This window comes from Janthinobacterium sp. 1L-D-8-B-C4 (genome assembly GCF_057291295.1).
Window position 1 is genome coordinate 128633 of record NZ_JBXAVX010000009.1, and the last position, 20709, is coordinate 149341.

The 20709-nt window shown below is 60.5% G+C and carries 19 protein-coding genes; 12 read left to right on the forward strand and 7 right to left on the reverse strand.

What is annotated here, in order from left to right:
• The first annotated feature begins 204 nt into the window (after positions 1-204).
• From AC0Z42_RS16955 to AC0Z42_RS16965, 3 genes are all read left to right on the forward strand, one after another.
• Entirely contained in the window at positions 205-1416 is a 1212-nt protein-coding gene (locus AC0Z42_RS16955; protein WP_485469370.1) for an NnrS family protein, read from the forward strand.
• 88 nt (positions 1417-1504) lie between these two features.
• The gene (locus AC0Z42_RS16960) at positions 1505-3961 is read left to right on the forward strand and encodes a membrane-bound PQQ-dependent dehydrogenase, glucose/quinate/shikimate family (RefSeq protein WP_485469371.1); all 2457 of its coding nucleotides are present in this window, start codon (positions 1505-1507) and stop codon (positions 3959-3961) included.
• 423 nt (positions 3962-4384) lie between these two features.
• Positions 4385-5023 (forward strand): YidC/Oxa1 family membrane protein insertase, encoded by a 639-nt coding sequence (locus AC0Z42_RS16965; RefSeq protein ID WP_485469372.1) that lies wholly within the window; start codon positions 4385-4387, stop codon positions 5021-5023.
• A 205-nt stretch (positions 5024-5228) separates the two neighbouring features.
• Here the strand turns inward: AC0Z42_RS16965 and AC0Z42_RS16970 are convergent, their stop codons facing one another.
• The 4 genes from AC0Z42_RS16970 to AC0Z42_RS16985 form a co-directional block, all read right to left on the reverse strand.
• The gene (locus tag AC0Z42_RS16970) at positions 5229-5969 is read right to left on the reverse strand and encodes a hypothetical protein (protein WP_485469373.1); all 741 of its coding nucleotides are present in this window, start codon (positions 5967-5969) and stop codon (positions 5229-5231) included.
• Positions 5970-6132: 163 nt separating this feature from the next.
• Complete coding sequence (locus AC0Z42_RS16975) at positions 6133-6414, reverse strand: hypothetical protein (RefSeq protein WP_485469374.1); 282 nt, start codon at positions 6412-6414, stop codon at positions 6133-6135.
• 61 nt (positions 6415-6475) lie between these two features.
• A complete protein-coding gene (locus tag AC0Z42_RS16980; RefSeq protein WP_485469375.1) occupies positions 6476-6964 on the reverse strand; it encodes a hypothetical protein in 489 nt (162 codons plus the stop codon).
• 393 nt (positions 6965-7357) lie between these two features.
• Entirely contained in the window at positions 7358-7621 is a 264-nt protein-coding gene (locus tag AC0Z42_RS16985; protein WP_485469376.1) for a hypothetical protein, read from the reverse strand.
• Between the two features lie 563 nt (positions 7622-8184).
• Here AC0Z42_RS16985 and AC0Z42_RS16990 point away from each other — a divergent pair.
• From AC0Z42_RS16990 to AC0Z42_RS17025, 8 genes are all read left to right on the forward strand, one after another.
• The gene (locus AC0Z42_RS16990; RefSeq protein ID WP_485469377.1) at positions 8185-10293 is read left to right on the forward strand and encodes a TonB-dependent siderophore receptor; all 2109 of its coding nucleotides are present in this window, start codon (positions 8185-8187) and stop codon (positions 10291-10293) included.
• Positions 10294-10355: 62 nt separating this feature from the next.
• Positions 10356-10751 carry a DUF2946 domain-containing protein gene (locus AC0Z42_RS16995; protein WP_485469378.1) on the forward strand — a complete coding sequence of 132 codons (396 nt, stop codon included), beginning with the start codon at positions 10356-10358 and terminating at the stop codon, positions 10749-10751.
• An 83-nt stretch (positions 10752-10834) separates the two neighbouring features.
• Complete coding sequence (locus AC0Z42_RS17000) at positions 10835-12925, forward strand: TonB-dependent receptor (RefSeq protein ID WP_485469379.1); 2091 nt, start codon at positions 10835-10837, stop codon at positions 12923-12925.
• Between the two features lie 157 nt (positions 12926-13082).
• Positions 13083-14126: a hypothetical protein gene (locus tag AC0Z42_RS17005; protein WP_485469380.1), complete on the forward strand. Its 1044-nt coding sequence runs from the start codon at positions 13083-13085 to the stop codon at positions 14124-14126.
• Positions 14127-14230: 104 nt separating this feature from the next.
• The gene (dsdA, locus tag AC0Z42_RS17010) at positions 14231-15559 is read left to right on the forward strand and encodes a D-serine ammonia-lyase (protein WP_485469381.1); all 1329 of its coding nucleotides are present in this window, start codon (positions 14231-14233) and stop codon (positions 15557-15559) included.
• A 185-nt stretch (positions 15560-15744) separates the two neighbouring features.
• Complete coding sequence (locus tag AC0Z42_RS17015; protein ID WP_485469382.1) at positions 15745-16554, forward strand: ferritin-like domain-containing protein; 810 nt, start codon at positions 15745-15747, stop codon at positions 16552-16554.
• A gap of 67 nt (positions 16555-16621) precedes the next feature.
• Positions 16622-17320 carry an MgtC/SapB family protein gene (locus AC0Z42_RS17020; protein ID WP_485469484.1) on the forward strand — a complete coding sequence of 233 codons (699 nt, stop codon included), beginning with the start codon at positions 16622-16624 and terminating at the stop codon, positions 17318-17320.
• A 121-nt stretch (positions 17321-17441) separates the two neighbouring features.
• Positions 17442-17672, forward strand: a complete 231-nt coding sequence (locus AC0Z42_RS17025) for a hypothetical protein (RefSeq protein WP_485469383.1) — start codon at positions 17442-17444, stop codon at positions 17670-17672.
• On the opposite strand, the gene AC0Z42_RS17030 is transcribed toward AC0Z42_RS17025, so the two are convergent.
• Positions 17656-18771 carry a DNA topoisomerase IB gene (locus AC0Z42_RS17030; RefSeq protein ID WP_485469384.1) on the reverse strand — a complete coding sequence of 372 codons (1116 nt, stop codon included), beginning with the start codon at positions 18769-18771 and terminating at the stop codon, positions 17656-17658. The two genes, AC0Z42_RS17025 and AC0Z42_RS17030, sit on opposite strands and share 17 nt — an antisense overlap.
• A gap of 88 nt (positions 18772-18859) precedes the next feature.
• Between AC0Z42_RS17030 and AC0Z42_RS17035 the strand changes: the two genes are divergently transcribed.
• Positions 18860-19240, forward strand: coding sequence for a YkvA family protein (locus AC0Z42_RS17035; protein WP_485469385.1), 381 nt, complete (start codon positions 18860-18862; stop codon positions 19238-19240).
• Here the strand turns inward: AC0Z42_RS17035 and AC0Z42_RS17040 are convergent.
• Together AC0Z42_RS17040 and AC0Z42_RS17045 are read right to left on the reverse strand one after the other, a co-directional pair.
• A complete protein-coding gene (locus tag AC0Z42_RS17040; RefSeq protein WP_485469386.1) occupies positions 19237-19410 on the reverse strand; it encodes a hypothetical protein in 174 nt (57 codons plus the stop codon). The genes AC0Z42_RS17035 and AC0Z42_RS17040 overlap by 4 nt on opposite strands.
• A gap of 97 nt (positions 19411-19507) precedes the next feature.
• Complete coding sequence (locus AC0Z42_RS17045) at positions 19508-20686, reverse strand: serine hydrolase domain-containing protein (protein WP_485469387.1); 1179 nt, start codon at positions 20684-20686, stop codon at positions 19508-19510.
• Between the last annotated feature and the right edge of the window lie 23 nt (positions 20687-20709).

Below are 20709 nucleotides of genomic sequence, written 5' to 3' on the forward strand. Positions count from 1 at the left end.
GATACCTGATTATAGTAGGTCGGGTTAGCGCTGGCGCGTAACCCGACATCACTACCGGCCCATGCCAACACCGTTGTCGGGTTACGCTGGCCTCCGGCCAGCTAACCTGACCTACTTGGCATACGCGGCATACGCATTTTGGCCGATGACAGCATCGCGCATTTAAAGTAGTATATTGAATATATCTTTAAATGCGAGTCCATCATGGCCATCACCCCGATCAGCGAACCCTCCCATCCCGCAGCTGCAGGCAGCGCCTTGCCCTGGAAGCCGGGCCACCCCGTGTGGCAGCTGGGTTTTCGCCCGTTCTACCTGCTGGCCGCGCTGTTTGCCGCCGTCAGCATTCCGCTGTGGCTGGTCAGTTACATGGGTTTGAGCACAGGGATGTTGCAGGTCAGCATGGGCTGGCATATGCATGAAATGGTGTTTGGCTTTGCAGTGGCCGTGGTGGTAGGCTTTCTGTTTACGGCCGGGCGTAACTGGACCGGACTGCCCACGCCGCAAGGCTTGCATCTGATGGCGCTGGCTGGTATCTGGCTGGCGGGGCGGGTGGCCATGCTGGCGGCGAACGCGCCGGTGGCCGCCGCCGTCGACATGCTGTTCCTGCCCTTGTCGGCCTGGCCCTTGTTCCAGGTGCTGCAGCGCTCGGGCAACCATCGCAACCTGTTCCTGGTCGGCCTGCTGGCGCTGCTGACTATCTCCAACGGCCTGTATCACGCTTCGGCGATGGGTGTGCTGGCGCTGTCGTATTTTGTTCCCGTGCAGGCGGCAATTTTCACTATCGTCCTGATCGAATCGGTGCTGGGTGCGCGCGTCATTCCCATGTTTACACGCAATGGTGCACCTGGCAGCACACCAGTGGCCAGCCCGAAACGCGCGCTGCTGGCGGTTGCCCTGATGGCGCTGGCCGGTATCAGCTGGCTGGCCGGCGCGCCGGGTCTGTTGACGGCGCCGTTGTGCCTGGCAGCCGGCGCCATGTCGCTGGCCAATCTGCTGGCCTGGCAGCCATGGCGCACCTTGCGCGTGCCGCTGCTGTGGATACTGCATGTTTCATATGCCTGGATCGGCATCGGCTTCATGCTGCTGGCCGCTGCCAGCCTGCAACTGCTGCCGGCCAGCGCCGCCTTCCATGCGCTGGCGGTGGGCTCGATGGCGGGCCTGATCATCGGCATGATGACGCGCACCACCCTGGGCCACACGGGCCGCCCGCTCAAGGCCGGCAGGCCGGAAATGGCCATGTACTGGCTGGTGCAGTTGGGCGCAGTCAGCCGTTTGCTGGCGGCGGTTGGCCCATCTTCGCTGGCCATGCCGGCGCTGCTGGCGGCGGGTGCGTGCTGGTCACTGGCGTTCATTTTGTATGCCGTGCAGTACGCACCCTACCTGTGGCGGCCCAGGGTCGATGGCCGCGAAGGATAGGGCGCGCGCACGCCAGAGCAAACTTCTGACGACCAAATCATTATCGGGATAGTATGGTTATTCTTCTCCATCCTTGACCAGGACCATCATGACTCCCTCTGGCTCTGCAACTGCGCGGCCCGGACCACTGCTGCTGGTGACCGGCATACTCTTCATCTTACTGGGTCTGGTATTGGCAGGGGGCGGCATCTGGCTGCTGACCCTGAACGGCTCCTGGTATTACATCCTGGCCGGCATCGGCATGATCATCGCCGGCGCCCTGGTGTTCAAGGGCCGCCGCACGGCGCGCTCATTCCTGGCATTTTTGCTGGCCGCCACCCTGATCTGGTCGATTTTCGAAGTCAGGTTTGACTGGTGGCAACTGCTGCCGCGCCTCGATATCTGGTTTGCCGCCGCCGTCTGGCTGCTGCTGCCCTTCGTTGGCCGGCGCCTGGAGCAAGCCGACCACAGCGTTGCGGCCAGGGACACAGGCAAGCGCGCCCTGCTGGTCGCCGTGGTGGCCACCTTGGCAGTGGGCATCTTCGCGCTGTTCCAGGATTATCACAACCTGCATGGCGAGGTATCGAACGAGAGCATGGCGGCCACGCCGCAGGGCGACTTTGCGCCCGGCGTGGCGCCCAATGATTGGGCGGCGTATGGGCGTTCAGGCTATGGCGACCGCTATGCGCCGGCCGCGCAGATCACGCCGGCGAATGCATCGCAGCTGAAGGAAGCGTGGGTATTCCATACGGGCGACTTCAAGGGGCCGACCGATCCGGTTGAAATTGCCAACGAAGTCACGCCGTTGAAAGTGAACGGCATGCTGTACCTGTGCACGCCGCACAATATCGTCATCGCGCTCGACCCGGACACTGGCAAGGAACTGTGGCGCCACGATCCAAAAATCAACCGTGACGCGGCCAGCTACCAGCACATGATCTGCCGCGGCGTGTCGTACTGGGATGTGAACGCAGGGCGCGCCAAGAACGATCCGGCGCCGGAAGCCGCTGGTATGGAGTGCCCGCGCCGCATTTTCGCGCCGACCATGGACGCCACTTTGATCGCGGTCAATGCCGATACGGGCGAAGCGTGCAAGAGCTTTGGCGAAAACGGCGTGATAGGCCTGTACCACGGCATGGCGATGAAAAAGCGCGGTTTCCTGATGCCCACTTCGCCGCCGGCGCTGTCGCAAAAGATGATCGTGATGGCCGCCAGCGTGACGGACAACGATTCGACGGAAGAGCCGTCGGGCGTGATCCGTGGCTATGACCCGGTCACCGGCAAGCTGATGTGGAACTGGGACGCCTCGAAACCGGACGCCACCGAACCCATCGTGGCCGGCCAGACCTACACCAACAACTCGCCCAATTCCTGGGGCGTGTCCAGCGTCGATGAAAAGCTCGGCATGGTGTATATCCCGATGGGCAACGAAACGCCCGATACCTGGGGCGGCAACCGCAATCCGAACGGCGAAAAATACAATAGCGCCATCGTCGCGCTCGATCTCGCCACCGGCAAGGTGCGCTGGGTCTACCAGACCGTGCATCACGATATCTGGGACATGGATATCGGCGGCCAGCCGACCCTGGTCGATATCGACACGCCCAAAGGCAAGGTGCCGTCGGTGGTCGCCACCACCAAGCGCGGCGACATCTATGTGATCGACCGCCGCGATGGCAGCCTGGTGGTGCCGGCGCCTGAAAAGCCGGTACCGACCGGTAACGTGGCCGCTGGCGACCGCGTCTCGCCGACCCAGCCATTCTCGGCATTGACCTTCCTGCCCGAGAAAAACATCAGCGAAACCGATATGTGGGGCACCACGCCGTTCGACCAGTTGGCCTGCCGCATCATCTTCCGCCAGCACCGCTACGAAGGGCCATTCACGCCGCAGACGGTCGCTTCCGGCAAGACCAAGGGCGCCATCATTTCGCCGGGCCCGCTGGGTATTTTCGAGTGGGGCGGCGCGGCCGTCGATCCGGGCCGCCAGCTGCTGCTGCTGAACCCCGATTACATGGGCTTCCTGGAACGGCTGGTGCCGCGCGCGCAAGCCACCGCCAAGGGCGGCAGCGGCACCGAAATGGGCTTGCAGCCGCAGACCGGCACGCCGTTCGCCGTTGAAATCAAGCCTTTCCTGTCGCCGCTGGGCTTCCCATGCCAGGCGCCGCCCTGGGGCTATGTGGCCGCCGTCGACCTGCGCACCATGAAAAAAGTCTGGATGCACAAGAACGGCACCACCATGGACAGCGCCCCGGTGCCGATTCCGCTGCCGCTGGGCGTGCCCAGCCTTGGCGGCATGAGCACCACCGGCGGCGGCGTGGCTTTCCTCAGCAGCACGCTCGACTACTATATCCGCGGCTACGATGTGCGCAACGGCAAAGTGGTGTGGAAGGCGCGCCTGCCGTTCGGCGGACAGGCCACGCCGATGAGCTATGTGTCTGATAAAACCGGCAAGCAGTATGTAGTGGTGATGGCCGGCGGTCATGGTTCGCTGGGAACCAAGATGGGTGATACCTTGATCGCTTATGCGTTGCCGGAAGGGGCGGCAGCGGCTGGGAAAACCAAATAGGACTTGCTTGCGGCACCGTGCAATGCGGTGCCGCCTGTACGGGTTCAGGTTTTAAAGATCAAGAACAGCGGGCCGGAGACGCGGGCCCGAGAAAATGCCGATGGCGGCGTTGCAGCTTCCTTGCCGTACATGTGTACTGTCTGCGTCGCCGCGCCTTGCCCTCGACATTTTTCAGGCCCGCTTGGCCCGGGGAGGGTGGGCTGCTGCTACGGGCGAATTAGTATTTTGCTGGTTTGCTTATGAAGTAAGCAAAAGGCAGTCGCTATTTGGCGGGTGGCAGCTTTCGCCCCAAACCAGCCCATCGGTGTTTGCCCTCTATCTTCCGAAAAACCGAAGTAATTTATCCGATAATTCGTATTTTCCTGGATGTATTTTTATATATAATTATCTTTTAGATAAATTGTCCTTAACCTTTTTGGAAATATGATGACTGAAATTCTTGCCAGCAGTATGACGGTGCTTGCGGCTTTTTTTGACGGAAGCATTGGCTGGGCGATTGTTGCGCTAGCGCTAAGTGTGCGACTCGCGCTGCTGCCTTTGACGCTTCATCTCTCACGCAAGATGGTCACTAACCAGAAAAAGATCAAGTCGCTGCAACCTGAAGTGGACGCGATCAAAAAGCGATTCGCTGGAGATCCAAAACAAATGTTCTCTGCCATGTCTGCGCTGTACAAGGAAAATGGCGCACACATGATCGACCGCTCCAGTGTTTTCGGTGCTCTAGCACAGTGGCCGGTTTTTCTGCTGATGTACAAGGCTATTTCCAACGCTGCGGCAGGAAATGTTTCATTTCTTTGGATTCGAAGCATCGCTGCTCCCGACGCCATACTGACTGCAATTGTATTGGTGCTTACAGCGGTCGCTGCTTACTATGCCCCTACTGCGGCCGATAGCACGACCATTATGGTGATGATTCAAGTAGCAATAACTGCTTTTGTGATCTGGCAGCTGTCGGCAGGTATTGGTCTCTACTGGGTTGCTTCAGCAGCAGTAGGTGTAGTGCAAACCGGGATACTGCGCTGCGAGCAAGGCCGCAGGAAAAGCAAAGTGGTCCACGCGTAATAGTTTGTCTACTAAGGTGCGCGTCATACGAGGTGTCCACCTTGCCTACAACCAAGGCCGAAATTATATGGCCGCTTTTGGCCGAACTCGGCCCTTCGGACAAGCATAGCAGGTTGTCAGGTGGGAAATCCAGCGCATCCCATGACAGGCAGGAATCGACCCGAAGCGGACGGTGAATTGTTAGAAGAAATTGATCAATGCTTTGCTAATCGGCAGGACCGCCAGCGGAGGGGTTATCCGCTTGAGCGCTCCGTTGGGCCTGGCGTTCTTTTTGCCACTGTTCTCGCCGTGCCTGAGCCTCCGCGCGTTCTTCTGCGCGATCTTCGCTTGTGTAAATATTTGCCTTGATGCGATGGGATCCAGTCGCGAGTTTGTGAATATCTCCCTGTATCTTCTCCAAGCTCTGAACAATGGCATATGCATGGGGTTTGCCTAGCTGGTAGCCACCTTTCAGCTCTGACATATCCACTACAAGCGATTCACTGTAGCGCTTCCCAGTAGCGCTGCTGTATGTCACGTCTATCGCCAGCATTGAAGCCATTTTTCCATCATGATCTACTGTCAGTTCTGTATATGCGGAAACCCGTTCTTGACCGGGGCCAAAATGCTTAATCCCAACGTTAAAAAAGTTTACGTCTGTGAACTCAGCAAGAAGTTTCTCTGCGGACTCACCACCGGCGAGGACTTTGGGCTTGAAAGTGACATTTAAGGCAGGACCAAGGCCGACGTTTCGAAGGTGTAGGCGAACAATGTGAATAGCGAAGTCGAATGAGCTAACTGTCACCTGCAACTTCGGCTCGGTTTGAACTTCTCTCATCATGCGAGTCTCCTTAACAAGAATCCAAGTCAAGGCGGCATAAACTGCAGTAGCTATGGTTACGACGGCCGTGAAAATCACCGTTAACGCTCCGGAGTTACTGTTCAAAAAATCAAAAAGTGCGGTCATGTGTTTTTAGGCTCAACGTGTCATAAATCTAAATTGGCAAACCAAGCATTCAAGTGAATGGCCGCTTCTGGCCGAACCCGGCCGTTCGGTCCAGCATATCAGGTTGCCAGGATGAAAATCTAGTGGCTGCATCGGCAGGCTGCATTCGAACCACAGCGGACGCTCAACCGGTCCGAATTCCATTCCAAGCACCGTCAAAAAGCTGGTGCGAAATTTCGTTCAGTGTTCCGTACTTACGCTTTGCTGCTTCCAGCGCATCCCACGGCCCTTCCGGTAGCGCGCCAAACTCATCCGTTGGCTTGTCATCGCTGTACTTTAGTGCGTGTCCCACAGACCGAATTTCGAGGTAGCGAGAGCAGTATCCATCTTCAGCAATCTCAAAGAAGGCTATGTACTCATCTAATCTTTCTGTGTTTCCAGCAGAGCAGTACAGATAATGCTTCACGTATTGGTGTCCTGACGAGATGTTGTAGTTTGCCTGTAGGTCCGCTCTTGGCCAAATGTCGTCACGCGCTGCTTCTATCCAACCGCGTCGGTTTCCAATGCTTTATCAGGTGCAGTGCGCGTCGCTCTGCGGGCCAGATGTAAAGCGAATACAAGTCATCGGCTGGGTCCCACTCCGTTTGAATTGTACTAACTCCGCTGACTAGGTAGATGAATCCGTAAGAGCCTGGCTGTACCTCCAATCGGGACGCATCAGGAAAGAAATCTGTGCAACCCATGACAGCGATTTTTCCCGAGGGACATGCAAACGTGCCCTCTACTGCATGGTCGAAATCTTCTAACTGAATTTCAGGAGGCCCATCAACAACGTGGACTTCAACGGCTACATCGACATTTCTGAGCGTTCCCAAGGAAAGCGCGGTTTCGCCAACTGCTACCATCATGGCAAGCGCGTCATCATTCCAAAGCGTCCCGAAATCGTCTTTTGAATTCTCATCCTGGACTATGAACTGAAAATAATCCGAAAAAATCGTAAATCGATTTACCCCCACGTTTCCCTCTTTAGTTCTGGCGCTTGGCCTCAAGCTGACTGACCGCTACCGGCGCCGAACCCGGCCGTCCGGCACAGCATGCCCCGGTGTAGCAGGTTGCTCGGCTGCAAATTCACGAATGGTCACGAAAGGCTGGACCCGACCCAGTTTTGACCTATCGAGACCGATCGCTTCTGCTCAGAGCGGAATTTCTGACTATGGAACCGGACAGCCGACTTGAGATGCCTTGTCAAATTGATCTTGCCCTGCTCCAATTTGGTACATGGTCAACTCAGCTTGGGTACCAGGCATGGACCAGATCATATGTTCTCTCACGTTTGCCTTTTGGTACTTTGCGTCATACACCAATCGGACTTCGTTCGGAAAACAAGACGACCCGACGAGAACAGAAGATTAATATTCTCCATATTGAGCCATTGAGGCCTGGGCTGCGGAAATGAACTTGTCTTTCGAAGTTGACGCCTTCATTACGGCAGAACCCAAATCATATAGACGCGTGTAGTCCTGCTTTTTTGAGAGCACACGGAATTTTTCAACACCGGCGAGTGCTTCATCCTTATCTTTGTCGAAGTATCCGGCCTTGACATCAACACCACAGCCAGAAAGCGCGGCAGTACACAGCAAGACGAAAATTTGATATCGGAAGTGTTTGCGCATCGTAGTGTTAGTAATAGGTATGTTGCGACGCCTTATCATCCTTCCTGCCGTAGGGGCACTAGCGGGCGTCCGGTCTTCTGGCCGATTGCAGTAGCTACTGCCAGCATTTCTCCTGCACTGAATATGACAGGTTTTATGTTTGAATCATACTTTATCGTTTATACACAACAATCGCAACCAGCCATGAACAAAAGATGGCATGGGCTGGCTGGGGCTTGCCTTGGTTGGCTGCCGGCGATGGCAGTTCTGTAAAGGTGATGCATGACAGGTGACGAGTAGCCGAAAAAGGATGTTTGTAACTGGTGTCGGCATCGTGAGGGCGTAGCTGGCTTGCCAACCTGCCGTGCAGGAAAATAGTGCGTGTCGTGACAGTTCAAATGACATAGATAGGCATATTGTGGACAGACACATGATGCAAGTTGGCAACCAAGGGTAGTTTTGCGCCAAAAGCGCTGTCAATGCCAGCAAATAGACTGGCAATTCTTGCGAATGATTCTCGTTACGGCTATCATGCGCGTAACTACAAGTTTCGATTGACCGTTTTGTTGAAGGTTTCACCATCCATGCCCGCCGTATTGATCCCCCGTTTGCTCCCCCTCGCCGCCGCTTTGTCGCTGGCTTTTGTCCCCGCTGCCCACGCTCAAACCGGAGACGACACGGTCATGCACGCCGTCCAGGTCACCGGCGCCCGCGCGCAGGGGCTGGTGCCGCTCACCACCGAAGCCGGCAGTTTTCGTGGCTCGAACATCATGGACGTGCCGTCGACCGTCAACGTGATTACGCGCGAATTGCTGGAGTTGCAGGGCGCCGCCGGCCTGTATGACGCGGTGCGCAATACGGCTGGCGTCACGCGCCAGCAAAATGGCGGCGAGACCTGGGACCAGTTGGTGATACGCGGCATTGCGGTGGAAAACCGCACCAACTATCGGTTGAACGGCTCGATGCCGGTCATGAATTTCTCGCAGGTACCGATGGAAAACAAGGAGCGGGTGGAGGTGCTGAAAGGCGCCTCGGCGCTGTACTACGGCTTTACGTCGCCGGCTGGCGTGGTCAATTTTGTGACCAAGCGCGCAGGCAGCACGCCGGTTACCAGCCTGGGCCTCTCGCTTGACGACCGTGGCAGCGCGGTGGCCAATGTCGACCTGAGCCGGCGCTTTGGCGAACAGCAGCAGTTCGGCATGCGCATCAATGCGGCTGGCGGCACCCTGGGCTCGTACCTGGATCATGTCGGCAACGGCAACCGCAGCTTTGTGTCGGCGGCGCTGGACTGGCGCGTGACGAACAAGCTGCTGCTGAAGGCCGACCTGGAATACGACCGCCGCAAGGTCACCGAACAGGCGGGCGTCAACCTGCCCACCGCCGTCAATGGCGTGATCACCTTGCCGCGCGCGGTTGATCCGTCTAAGCTGATCGGCCCGGACTGGGCCAAATTCGAAGCGCAGACGAAAAACGCGCAGCTGCGCGCCGACTATGCGCTGGGGAACAGCTGGGCGCTGACGCTGGAAGCGGGCCGCTCGGAAACGGCGCGCGACCGCAGCCTGCCGATCTTTCGCCTGAATAACGCCGCCGCCCTGGCCACCGGGGCGGGCCGCATCACCGGCAATATCCAGCATGGCGTGAACACCTCCGATTTGCTGCGCGCGGAACTGGCTGGCCAGTTCAACACGGGTTTTATCGCGCATGAACTGACCCTTGGTGCCTCGCGCACCGACAAGTCGCAAGATGCCATCTACCAGCGCAATTACACGATCGCTGCGCAAAACCTGTATGACCCCGTACCGATCACGAACGTGGTGTTCGGCGCCGCACCGACGTCGCCCACCACCGCCGCGCTCGAGACGCGCGACACGGGCCTGTACGCGCTCGACCGCATGGTCTTCAGCCCCCAATGGCAAAGCGTGGTGGGGGTGCGCCGCAGCAGCTACCGCAGCGACCAGGGCGCCAGCCACTATGACGTCAGCAAGACCACGCCGATGGCCTCGCTGATCTACAAACTGACGCCCGATGTGTCGTTCTATGCGTCGCTGGCGCGCGGCCTGGAAGAGGGCGAGACGGCGCCCAATGCCACCGCCAACCAGGGTGTCAAGATGGCGCCGGGCGTGAGCAAGCAGAAGGAACTGGGCGCGCGCTGGATGGCGCCGTCAGGCACCTTGCTGTCGGCCGCGCTGTTCGATATCACGCGCCCCGGCTATTACACCAACAGCAGCAATGTATTCACCTCGGACGGCGAGCAGCACTACCGCGGCCTGGAACTGGCCACGCAGGGCAAGCTGACGCGCCAGCTGTCCTGGCAAACCTCGGCGCAGTTCCTCGATCCGGGCTTTGAACATATCAACGCGCTGTACAACGGCAAGGCGCCCGAGAACGCCTCGAAACGCACGGGCAGCGCCTTTGTGTCGTACGCCTTCGACGGCGCGCCCGGCCTGTCGCTCAACGGCGGCGCTTATTACTACAGTGCGCGCCCGGTCAATGATCTGAACCAGGCTTTCCTTGGTGGCGTGACCCTGTTCAGCGCGGGCGCGCGTTATGCGGGCACGGTGATGAACAAGGCTGTCGTATGGCAGCTGAATATCGACAATGCGGCGGACAAGCGCTACTGGGCCGGCGCCGGCACGCGGCTGGCCTCGGGCGCGCCGCGCGCGGTCAAGCTGAGCATGAAAATCGATCTGTAAGGGTGCTGCGCGCTTGACCCTGGCGATGGAAAACCGCCATGGCGGCGGCTATAATGCCTCCCATGTTGACCAGCAAAGCCAGGGCAAGATGGGTGTTGTGGATCGCGTGCTGCGCCATCCTGCTGGCCGCGCTCGCCCCGACGCTGTCGCGCGCGCTGACCGTGGCCCAGGGCATGGCCGTACCCGGCCTGGAAATCTGCTCGGTGGCCGGCGGCATGAACATGGTGCCGCTCAAGTTGTCCTCCGATGACTCCGCCCCCGCCAAAAATGCCATGCAGATGGGTGACTGTCCGTGCTGCAGCATGCATGCCGCCACGCTGGACTTGCCACCCGTGGCGCTGGCGCCCGCTACCGGTGCGCTGATCACGGGCTTGCTGCCCCTGCTGTTTTATCAATCGATAACGCCGCTGTTTGCCTGGCCGCCGCTCCAGCCACGCGGCCCGCCTGCCGCTTTCTGATTCCGCTCGTCTGAACCGTTGCCTGCCGCGTCCATGGCGCGCCGGCGGCCGTTCGTCCTGATCATCAAACTGAAAGCCGCATCATGAACCACACTCCTTTATTGATTACCCTTGCGCTGGCCGTGCCGGCGTTTGCCCAGACTTCCAGTGGCGACATCGTCCTGCCCGAACAGAAAGTCATCGTCAGCGCCATCGCCAATCGCTATCTGCCATCGGGCGATACGGCGCAGATGCTGGGCGATCTGCCCGGCTACGGCGTGGCGGCCGGCGGCGGCGTGTCCGGACTGCCGGTGGTAAACGGCTTTGCCGACGACCGCCTCAAAATCCGCGTCGACGGCATGGAGATCACATCGGCCTGCGCCAACCACATGAATGCGCCCTTGTCGTATGTCGATCCGTCGCAGGTGCAGCGCATCAGGCTGATCGCCGGCGTGACACCGGTCAGCGCGGGCGGCGACAGCATCGGCGGCACCATCGAGGTGCACTCGAATGCGCCGGTGTTTGCCGACGCTGGAGCGGGGCTGCTGACGCAAGGCAGCTTCGGCTTTTCAGGGCGCAGCGTCAATAACAGCGTCTCCGGCAATCTGACGGCGTCTGCTGCCACTGAAACCTTCGCCATCGGCTACAGCGGCGCCTACACGCGCAGCCGCAGCTACGACGACGGCCATGGCGACAAGGTGCTGGGCAGCATGGTCGAGAGCATCAACCAGTCGATCGTGCTCGCGGCAAAGGGCGAGGGCCAGCAACTGACCCTGCGCGCCGGCGCGCAGCATATTCCTTACCAGGGTTTTCCCAACCAGTACATGGACATGACGGACAACCACGGCCAGTTCGCCAACCTGGCTTACCAGGGCAGTTTTGGCTGGGGCGTGCTGGACGCGCGCCTGTACTGGCAACAGACCGACCACGAAATGGGCTTTTTCAGCAGCGAGCGCCCCGGCACCATGCCGATGATCACGCATGGCAAGAACACCGGCTATGCGTTGCAGGCCAGCGTGCCGACCGGCGTGGGCGAACTGCGCCTGGGCCATGAATTCCACGCTTTCCGCCTCGACGACTACTGGCCGGCCGTGCCCGGCTCGATGATGATGGGGCCGCGCACCTACCTCAATATCAACGGCGGCAAGCGTGATCGCGCGGTGCTGTTCGGCGAACTGGAAAGCCGGCTCGATGCGCGCTGGACCAGCGTGCTGGGCCTGCGCGGCGAATCGGTGCGCATGGACACGGGCACGGTGCAATCGTATGGCAGCGGCATGATGAATATGGCCGATTCCATGGCGGCGATGGCCTTCAACGCCCGTTCGCGCCGCCAGCGCGACACCAATATCGACGCCAGCGCACTGGCGCGCTTTGTGCCGGACGCCGCCAGCAGCTATGAATTCGCGCTGGCGCGCAAGGTGCGATCGCCCAATCTGTACGAGCGCTATTCGTGGGGCAGGGGCACGATGGCCATGACCATGACCAACTGGTTCGGCGACGGCAACGGCTATGTCGGCAATATCGACTTGAAACCGGAAACGGCCTATACGGCGGCGTTCACGGCGGACTGGCATGGCACGGACGGCGACGGCTGGTTCGTGCGCCTGAACCCCTACTATAGCCGCGTCAATGACTATATCGACGCCGACGTGCTCTCGCCGTTCAACCCCTACATGCAGATGGGCGCGAAAGGCAATCTGCTGCAGTTCGCCAATCATGACGCCACCTTGTATGGCGTGAACCTGTCATGGCAGGCGCCGCTGGCGGCCAGCACGCGCTGGGGCAAATTCACCGCCACCGGCAACGCTGCCTACACGCGCGGCAAGCGCAGCGATAGTGACGGCGGCGGCGACCTGTACCGCATGATGCCGTTCAATGCCTTGCTCGGCATCGAGCATGCCATCGGCGCCTGGAGCAACCGCATTGAAGCGAAGGTGGTTGCGCGCAAGGACAAGCTCGATGTGCGGCGGCTGGAGCCGGAAACAGGCGGCTATGCCATCGTCAACCTGCGCAGCCAGGTGGCGCTGGGAAAGCAGGCAAGCCTGAGTTTTGGCGTCAGCAATCTGCTTGACCGCGCGTATGCCGATCCGCTCGGTGGCGTGTATCTGTCGGGCTTGCAGGCGAACGGGGCAGGGCTGCAAGCCTTGCCGGCCGAGGGCAGGTCGTTTGATGTGGGCTTGCAGCTGAAGTTCTGAGCCGTCAGGCGGGGTTTGCAAACGAGGCAATGCGGCAGATCAGGAGGCTATGGCGAGCATGTTTCATTGCGTGCATTGCCTCTTGTGTCACCGTCGTCTATGCTGAGTAACATACACGCGAACCGGTCAGCATGCATTCATTGAGTAAGGTGGCACCATGACCGTTGCTCTTTCTCACTATCAGCATCTTGTAAACGCTTTCGCCCGTGTGGGGCGTTTGCGCCTGCTCTGGCCTGTGCTGCTGGTAACGTTTCTGTTCTACGTGAATCTTCCCCTGATGAATGAACAGAGCGCGATCAACAAGGCGCAGTCGTCACCGGCCTATGCCACGGCAGTCGACGCGATGAAGAAAAGGCTGAAAGAAGCTGGACCGCCCGAAAAGGAACAACGCATCTTTCTTTATGATATTACGCCGTTCGTGCAGGTCGCCATATCGTATTCAGGTCGCTGGAATACCGATGTGTCGCCTCCTGTACTGCTGAGCGGGATAGATGCACCCCCAAGCGTTTCCTTGCGCACTGACCAGGTTGCGCTTGGCTGCGCCATGATCATCATGCTGGGGCTTGCCTTTTCCACCCTGAATCCACGCAGCGAAGTTGCGGCGACCGTCTTGCAGGAACAGCGTTCCGCCACGCTGTCGCAGGAACACACTACCGCGCGGCAGGTCTTTGCGCAGGAAGTGAAGCTGGCTGAATATCGTGCAGAAACGCTATTCAAGCGCTCCACTTTTTTGCTCACTGGTGGCGTACTGATGGCCTTTGTCGGGGTTGCAATCTTCTATGCCACGCTGCCCGAGCCGCCGCAGGGACAGATCCATTCGACCTACTGGGTCAGCGGCATACGTGCGGCTGGCATGCTGGTGTTTCTTGAAGCGATAGCCTGGTTTTTGCTCAGGCAGTATCGCAATCTGATCGAAGACTTCAAGGTGTTCCATCGCATCTATATGAAGCGGGCCAATTACCTCGCCGCCATTACTGTGCTGGACAAGGAAACCGTAAGGGGCGAAGATATTTTGCTGGTCGCTGCGCTGCTGGGCGAAGATTTTTCCGGAAAGTTGCATTCAGGCGAAACCACCGAAGCGCTCGAAACAATGAAAAGCGAAGGCGCCAACCCGGTGTTCAACCTTGTCCATGAAGCGCTGGCGAAAGCATTCGGGCGTAGCTCGACAGAAAAAGGGGATATGGACGGCACGGATCTATAGGAGAGCGGCCCATGCGTGACGCTGTGCCGGGCCTGCACAGGCATCTTTTGCCAGCAGCCGCCGGATGCGGTTTAATCATGGACTGCCAACACAAGGAGTTCTCCATGCTGCCCGTTCCATCGATTGCCGACTTGCGCGTCCGATTCCCCCTGGTCGACCGCCTGGCGGCGCTGCAGCCGCTCAGCTGGTTCAATCCCTCCATCGTACCTGCCGCCGTAGCGCTGGCCGACGTCGGCCTGGACCAGGCCGATGTGGCTCGGGCCAGCGCGCGCCTGGCCCGCTTTGCACCGTTCCTGGCGCGCGCCTTTCCCGAGACGCAAGCTGCCGGCGGCGTGATCGAGTCGCCGCTGGTGCCGCTGCCGGCCATGCAGGCGGCGCTGGCGGCGCGCCTGGGCCGTGCAATTCCGGGAAAACTGTGGCTCAAGCAGGACAGCCACCTGCCGATTTCCGGCTCGATCAAGGCGCGCGGCGGCATCTATGAAGTATTGAAGCACGCGGAAGGGTTGGCGCTGGACGCCGGCCTGCTCAGCGAGCACGACGATTACGGCCTGCTGGCCAGCGAGGCAGTGCGCGGCTTTTTCGGACAGCATGCGATCGCGGTCGGCTCGACCGGCAATCTTGGCCTGTCGATCGGCATCATGGGCGCGCGCCTGGGCTTTCGGACTACCGTGCATATGTCGGCGGACGCGCGCCAGTGGAAAAAAGACAAGCTGCGCGCACACGGCGTAACCGTGATCGAATATGCGTCCGACTACAGCGTGGCGGTGGAGCAGGGCCGCCAGCAAGCACAGGGCGACCCGAGCTGCCACTTTGTCGACGATGAAAACTCGCACGATCTGTTCCTCGGCTATGCGGTGGCCGGCGAACGCCTGAAAAAGCAGTTTGACGCGCAAGGTTTTATGGTCGATGCCGACCACCCGCTGTTCGTCTACCTTCCGTGCGGCGTGGGCGGCGGCCCCGGTGGCGTGGCGTTCGGCCTGAAGCTGGCCTTTGGCGATGCGGTCCACTGCGTCTTCGCCGAGCCGACCCATTCACCGTGCATGCTGCTGGGCGTGCATACGGGCCTGCATGAGCTGATCAGCGTACAGGACATCGGCATCGACAATATCACCGCCGCCGACGGCCTGGCCGTGGGCCGGCCTTCCGGCTTTGTCGGCCGCGCGATGCAGCGGCTGATCGATGGTTACGTGACCGTCAGCGATGATGAGTTGTACCGCTTGCTGGCGCTGCTGGAGCAGACCGAAGGCTGGCGTCTGGAGCCGTCGGCGGTGGCGGGGTTTGCGGGGATTTTGCCGGTGCTGGAGCAAGCCGGCTATGCATCGCAGTTGGCAAACGCCACGCATCTGGTGTGGGGGACCGGTGGGAGTATGGTGCCGCGGGAGGAGATGGATGAGTATTTGGAGCGGGGGCGAGCCTTGATGGTGAATGAGTGAGAGCATTACTTCGACCCGCAGCTGAAATCCGGGGTCAGTCGCTTCGCGATCGGAGTACGTCCCACTGGGACGTACTCCCCCGTCGGGTCTGACCCCAGCTCTCTGCCGTTGGGTTCAATCAGCGTATCGGCATTCATAATTTGATAGACTGCGCCCTCAAGAAAATCGCGTATCAAGGAAGCAGTATGAATTCGAGCCCGATCCAACAAACCCATCAGGAACTGCGCACCTGCGCGCTGGCCTGCCTGGTCGAACCCGATCCGGCGCGCAAGGTGGCGATGGTGGCAGCCATGGCCCAGGCACGCCCCGCGCCAGATCCGGCCGCGCTTCTGCAAGCACAGGGCGCCATCCCCGGCCGCCCGGAACGTCCCGAACTGGTGCCACCGCGCCTGGTCGGTCGCCGCTCGATGATCACGCAGGAAGGGCGCGCGATGCTGGTGCATGCGCTGGCGCATATCGAATTCAATGCCATGAACCTGGCGCTGGACGCACTGTGGCGCTTCCCCGATATGCCGGCGCAGTACTATACCGACTGGCTGCGCGTGGCGGCGGAGGAAGCCACGCATTATTCGCTGCTGGTGGCGCACCTGGCCGTGCTGGGCCACGCCTATGGCGACTTTCCGGCCCATGACAGCCTGTGGGAAATGGTCGACAAGACGCGCGGCGACGTGCTGGCGCGCATGGCGCTGGTACCGCGCACGCTGGAAGCGCGGGGGCTCGACGCGATACCGCCGCTGCGCGCCAAGCTGGCGCAGGCCGGCGACATGGCGGCCGCCTCCATCCTCGACATTATCCTGCGCGACGAAGTAGGGCACGTGGAAATCGGCAACCGCTGGTATGGCTATCTGTGCGATCAGCGCGGCCTGGAACTGCGCGCCACCTATGCCGAACTGGCGGTGCGCTACGAAGCGCCGACCCTGCGCGGGCCGTTCAACCTGGAAGCGCGGCGCCGCGCCGGGTTTTCCGAGTTGGAACTGAGCGACCTGCCGGCCTGAACCTGCGCCAGCCGCGCCAGCGTGGTAAATTCAACCATCGCCAGCAACGAGGAGAAACGCCATGGCATTGGCATCGGAATGGGAACTGGTAGGACGGCTGGCGTTTTCGGCCTTGCTGGGCAGCGCGATCGGCTACGAGCGCGAGCGGCTGGCGTGGGTGGCGGGGCTGCGCACGCATATGCTGGTGTGCGTCGGCTCGACCCTGATCATGATCGTGTCGGCGTATGGTTTTTCGGAAGTGCTGAGCGAGCGGGTCACGCTGGACCCGTCGCGGATGGCGGCGCAGGTGGTGTCGGGCATTGGTTTCCTTGGCGCCGGGGCAATCCTGGCGCGCGGCGAGATCGTGCGCGGGCTGACCACCGCTGCCAGCGTGTGGTCGGTGGCGGGCATCGGCCTGGCTGTGGGTGGCGGGCTGTACACGCCGGCGGTGGCGGCCACCGTCATCATCCTGATCATTTTGGCGGGCATCAAGCCGCTGGAAAAGCGCTTTATCGGTACGCGCCAGCGGCGCGAACTGTTGATCACGGCCGAGCGCGATGCGCTGTCGCTGGACAAATTGCATGAAGCGCTGGGCGCCGGCACGACAAGAGTGCAGCAGTTCATCATACGCCAGAAAGAGGGCGCGCCGCAGCTCGACGATATCGTCATCACGTTTGCGCGCGTGACGCCGATGCAGTTTCTGGCGTTGCAAAAACGCCTCGAAGCCGTGCCTGGCGTGATGAAGGTGAAAGACCCGGATGCGGACCCGGATACCGTGCAACCCTGATCCAGCCTGGGTTTGAGCTTGTCAGCTTAGTCCTACCTCGGCTGCGGCTGCTGTCTGATTGTATGCATTGTGGAAACACGAGATGATGATTCCACTCTGCAACCAATTAACGGAAACCGCCATGAACAAGCCAGCGATCAACAAGACTACCGGTGTCAACAAGCCTTTCGTGCTGATCTGCCTGTTCACCGTGTCGACGCTGGCTGCGACCGTCTGGAACAGCGATGTCAACGCAGAGCCTGCCGCCGCGCCGACGCAGATGGCGGTCGACCATGGTCACGCCACCTTGCCGGTGTGCGGCATGCGCGAACTGAGCCTGTCGGCCCAGTGCCAGCCTAGCGGCGACGCCTGACGTTCTGTTTCTTCGTTTCTTCGCTTTGCAAACGCCGTTGCAACAGGGCCAGCACGGCCGCTTCTTCCGGCGCCAGCGCATGCAGGTCATTTTTCAATTCCTGTTGCGCACGCGCCTTCAACCCTTCCAGCAAGCTGCCATCGAGGTAGGAATCGAGTACCGCCGGGTGCACATAGCATTTGCGGCAGATCGATGGCGTATTGCCCAGCTTTTTCGCCACCGACTCGATCGCCTGCACGATATTTTTCCTGGCCTGTGCCTCGGAATCGACTTTTTCAAACTCTTCCAGCGCCAGCGCGGCCAGCAAGGTGCCTGACCAGGTGCGGAAATCCTTGGCCGTGTAGTCTTCGCCGGTAATTTCGCGCAGGTAATCGTTGACGTCGCCCGAATCGACACCATGGCGCTGGCCGTCTTCATCGAGATACTGGAACAATTCCTGGCCTGGCAGCTCGCGGATGGTCTGCAGCACGCGCGCCAGGCGCCGGTCGCTGAGCTTGATGTCGTGATGCACGCCGCTCTTGCCGCGGAAATGAAATTCCACGCCGCTGCCGGCCACTTTCACATGGCGCGTGCGCAGGGTGGTCAGGCCGAACGATTTGTTGGTGCGCGCATATTCCTCATTGCCGATGCGCATCATCGTCAGTTCCAGCAGGTGAACGATGGTGGCCAGCACTTTTTTGCGCGGCATGCCGGGCAGTTTCATGCCGGCATCAACCGCCTGGCGGATGGCGGGCAGGGCGCGGCCAAAGTTCAGCATGCGTTCGTACTTGGCTTCGTCGCGTACCTGGCGCCAGCGCGCGTGGTAGCGGTATTGCTTGCGGCCACGCGCGTCGCGCCCGGTAGCCTGCACATGGCCGTTGGCGCGCGTGCAGATCCACACGTCGGTCCAGGCCGGGGGTATGGCCAGCGCCTTGATGCGCGCCAGCACGTCTTCGTCGCCGAGCTTTTGGCCGTCGGCGTCGAGGTAGTGAAACTTGCCGGGCTTGCCATGGCGGGTGATGCCGGGCTGGTGGTCGCCCACATAGCGCAGGCCTGCGGCCCGGGCGACGGCTGGGGCGGGATCTGCGGCAGGAGTTTCCACGGGTGAGTCTGTTTTCATGCACGATACTCCAGGTAGTGCTTTTGGCGATTCATGATAATGTGCGCGTTCGACCAGCCTGGCCGCGTGCCGCGAAAAGGAGCAGCAGATGTTTGGCAAAGCAAAAAATCCCAAGCAGGATCGTCCTGCGCAGTCAAAGGTGTACGAAAAGAAATATACGGACGACAGCTTCTGGGACAAGGTCATCAAGTTCGCCAAGACGGCGGGCCGTGAAGTGATCGAAAAGGCGCTGTGGCTGTATTACGCCGCGCAGCAGCCGGCAACGCCGGTGTGGGCCAAGACGGCCATCTATGGTGCGCTTGGCTATTTCATCTCGCCCATCGATGCGATTCCCGACATGACGCCGGTGGTGGGCTATGTCGATGACCTGGCCGTGCTGGCCGCCGCCGTGGCAACGGTGGCGACCTATATCACGGCCGACGTCAAGCTGCGCGCTGCCGAAAAGCTGCAGGGCTGGTTTGGCGCCTAGGCTTGCACGGAAGCTTGCGAGGCTGGCTGTCCCTTGACGGCATTGCGATATTTTTCTTTCGCAATGGCTTTTTTCACCGCTTCGTTGGCGATATTCGATGCCTTGATGCGGGCTTTTTCGCTTTTGCTGCGTTGTTGGGCGATATCCTTGTTGCCGATGCGGTTGGTCATGCTGGTCTCCTGAGAAGTTGGTCGATGTGACCGTTCCAGCATACGTGCCTGGCGCGCCGCCACCGTGCGTCCGCCCACACAGTGGCAACAGGCAAGCTTACTTTTTGACAGTTTCGTTGGCGCGCGCCAGCAGGCGCTGCACGACTTCCTTCTGGAAGCTGCGGAACTCGCGGTCGGCGCTGATGTTGGAAAACGCCAGCACGGCCGTCTTGCTGGCCGTATCGACGCAGACCACCGATGCGGCGCCCGGGTCACCCCCGCTGTGGGTGGCCAGTTGCATGCCGTCCAGGTCGCGCAGCACCCAGGCCAGCGCCTGGCGCGCCTGCGGATCAGCCGCGGCCATGCTGACCGGCTGCGGCGCCAGGAAGGCCTTGACGGTTTCTTCCTTCAGGTAGCGGTGGCCCTTGACCATGCCGCCGTTGCTGAAGATAGCCAGGAAACGCGCAAAATCATGTGCCGAGCTGCGCAGCAGGCCGGCCGGCCAGTCCGGGTAGCCTACCGGTGGCAGCACCTGCAGGCCAGGGTCCTTGTCCTTGTACGGCTGGGCCACCACCGTGCCGCGCGCCAGGCCGGCCAGTTTCCAGGCCGTGTCATCCATGCCCAGCGGCTCGAACAGCTGCTCGTGGGAATACACGTCGAGGCCTTCGGGGTTCAAGCGCCCCACCAGGTAGCCGAGCAGGGCGATGCCGACATTGCTGTAGCGCCATTCGGTACCAGGGCGCCCGGCAAACGACAGGTCGGCGTCATACCAGGCGCCGCCGCGCGACAGATAGCCCTTCAAAAAGTCGCGCAGCGGCAGGCGCGGGTCGCCCTCGACCGCAAACGCCGGCGTCTTTTCATACACGGCGTCGGAAATGCCCGAGGTGTGGGTCAGCAGATGGCGGAAGGTGATCGGTACATCGGGATACTTCGGGTGTATCAACGGAAAGTCGAGCAGGGGCGCGACCTTGTCGTCGAGCTGGAACAGGCCTTGATCGTGCAGCATCATGATGGCGGTGGCGGTGACGACCTTGCTGACCGAGGCGACATGAAAAGCCGTGTCGGCGTCGGCCTGCTGTTCCTCGTCGACATTGGCCATGCCGTAGCCACGGGCAAAGATGGTCTTGTCGCCGCGCACGATGGCCACGCTCATGGCCGGCGTTTCGGTGCGCGCCAGGCCGTCGCGCATAAAGGCGTCAAAGGCGGTTTCCCAGGCCGTGTCGGCAGGATTGGTGGCGCAACCGGTTTGCAGCAGGGCCAGTGCAACACCCAATCCCAGTACGCTTCGTCGTTTCATGGTAATCGTTCTTTCTCGGCTAA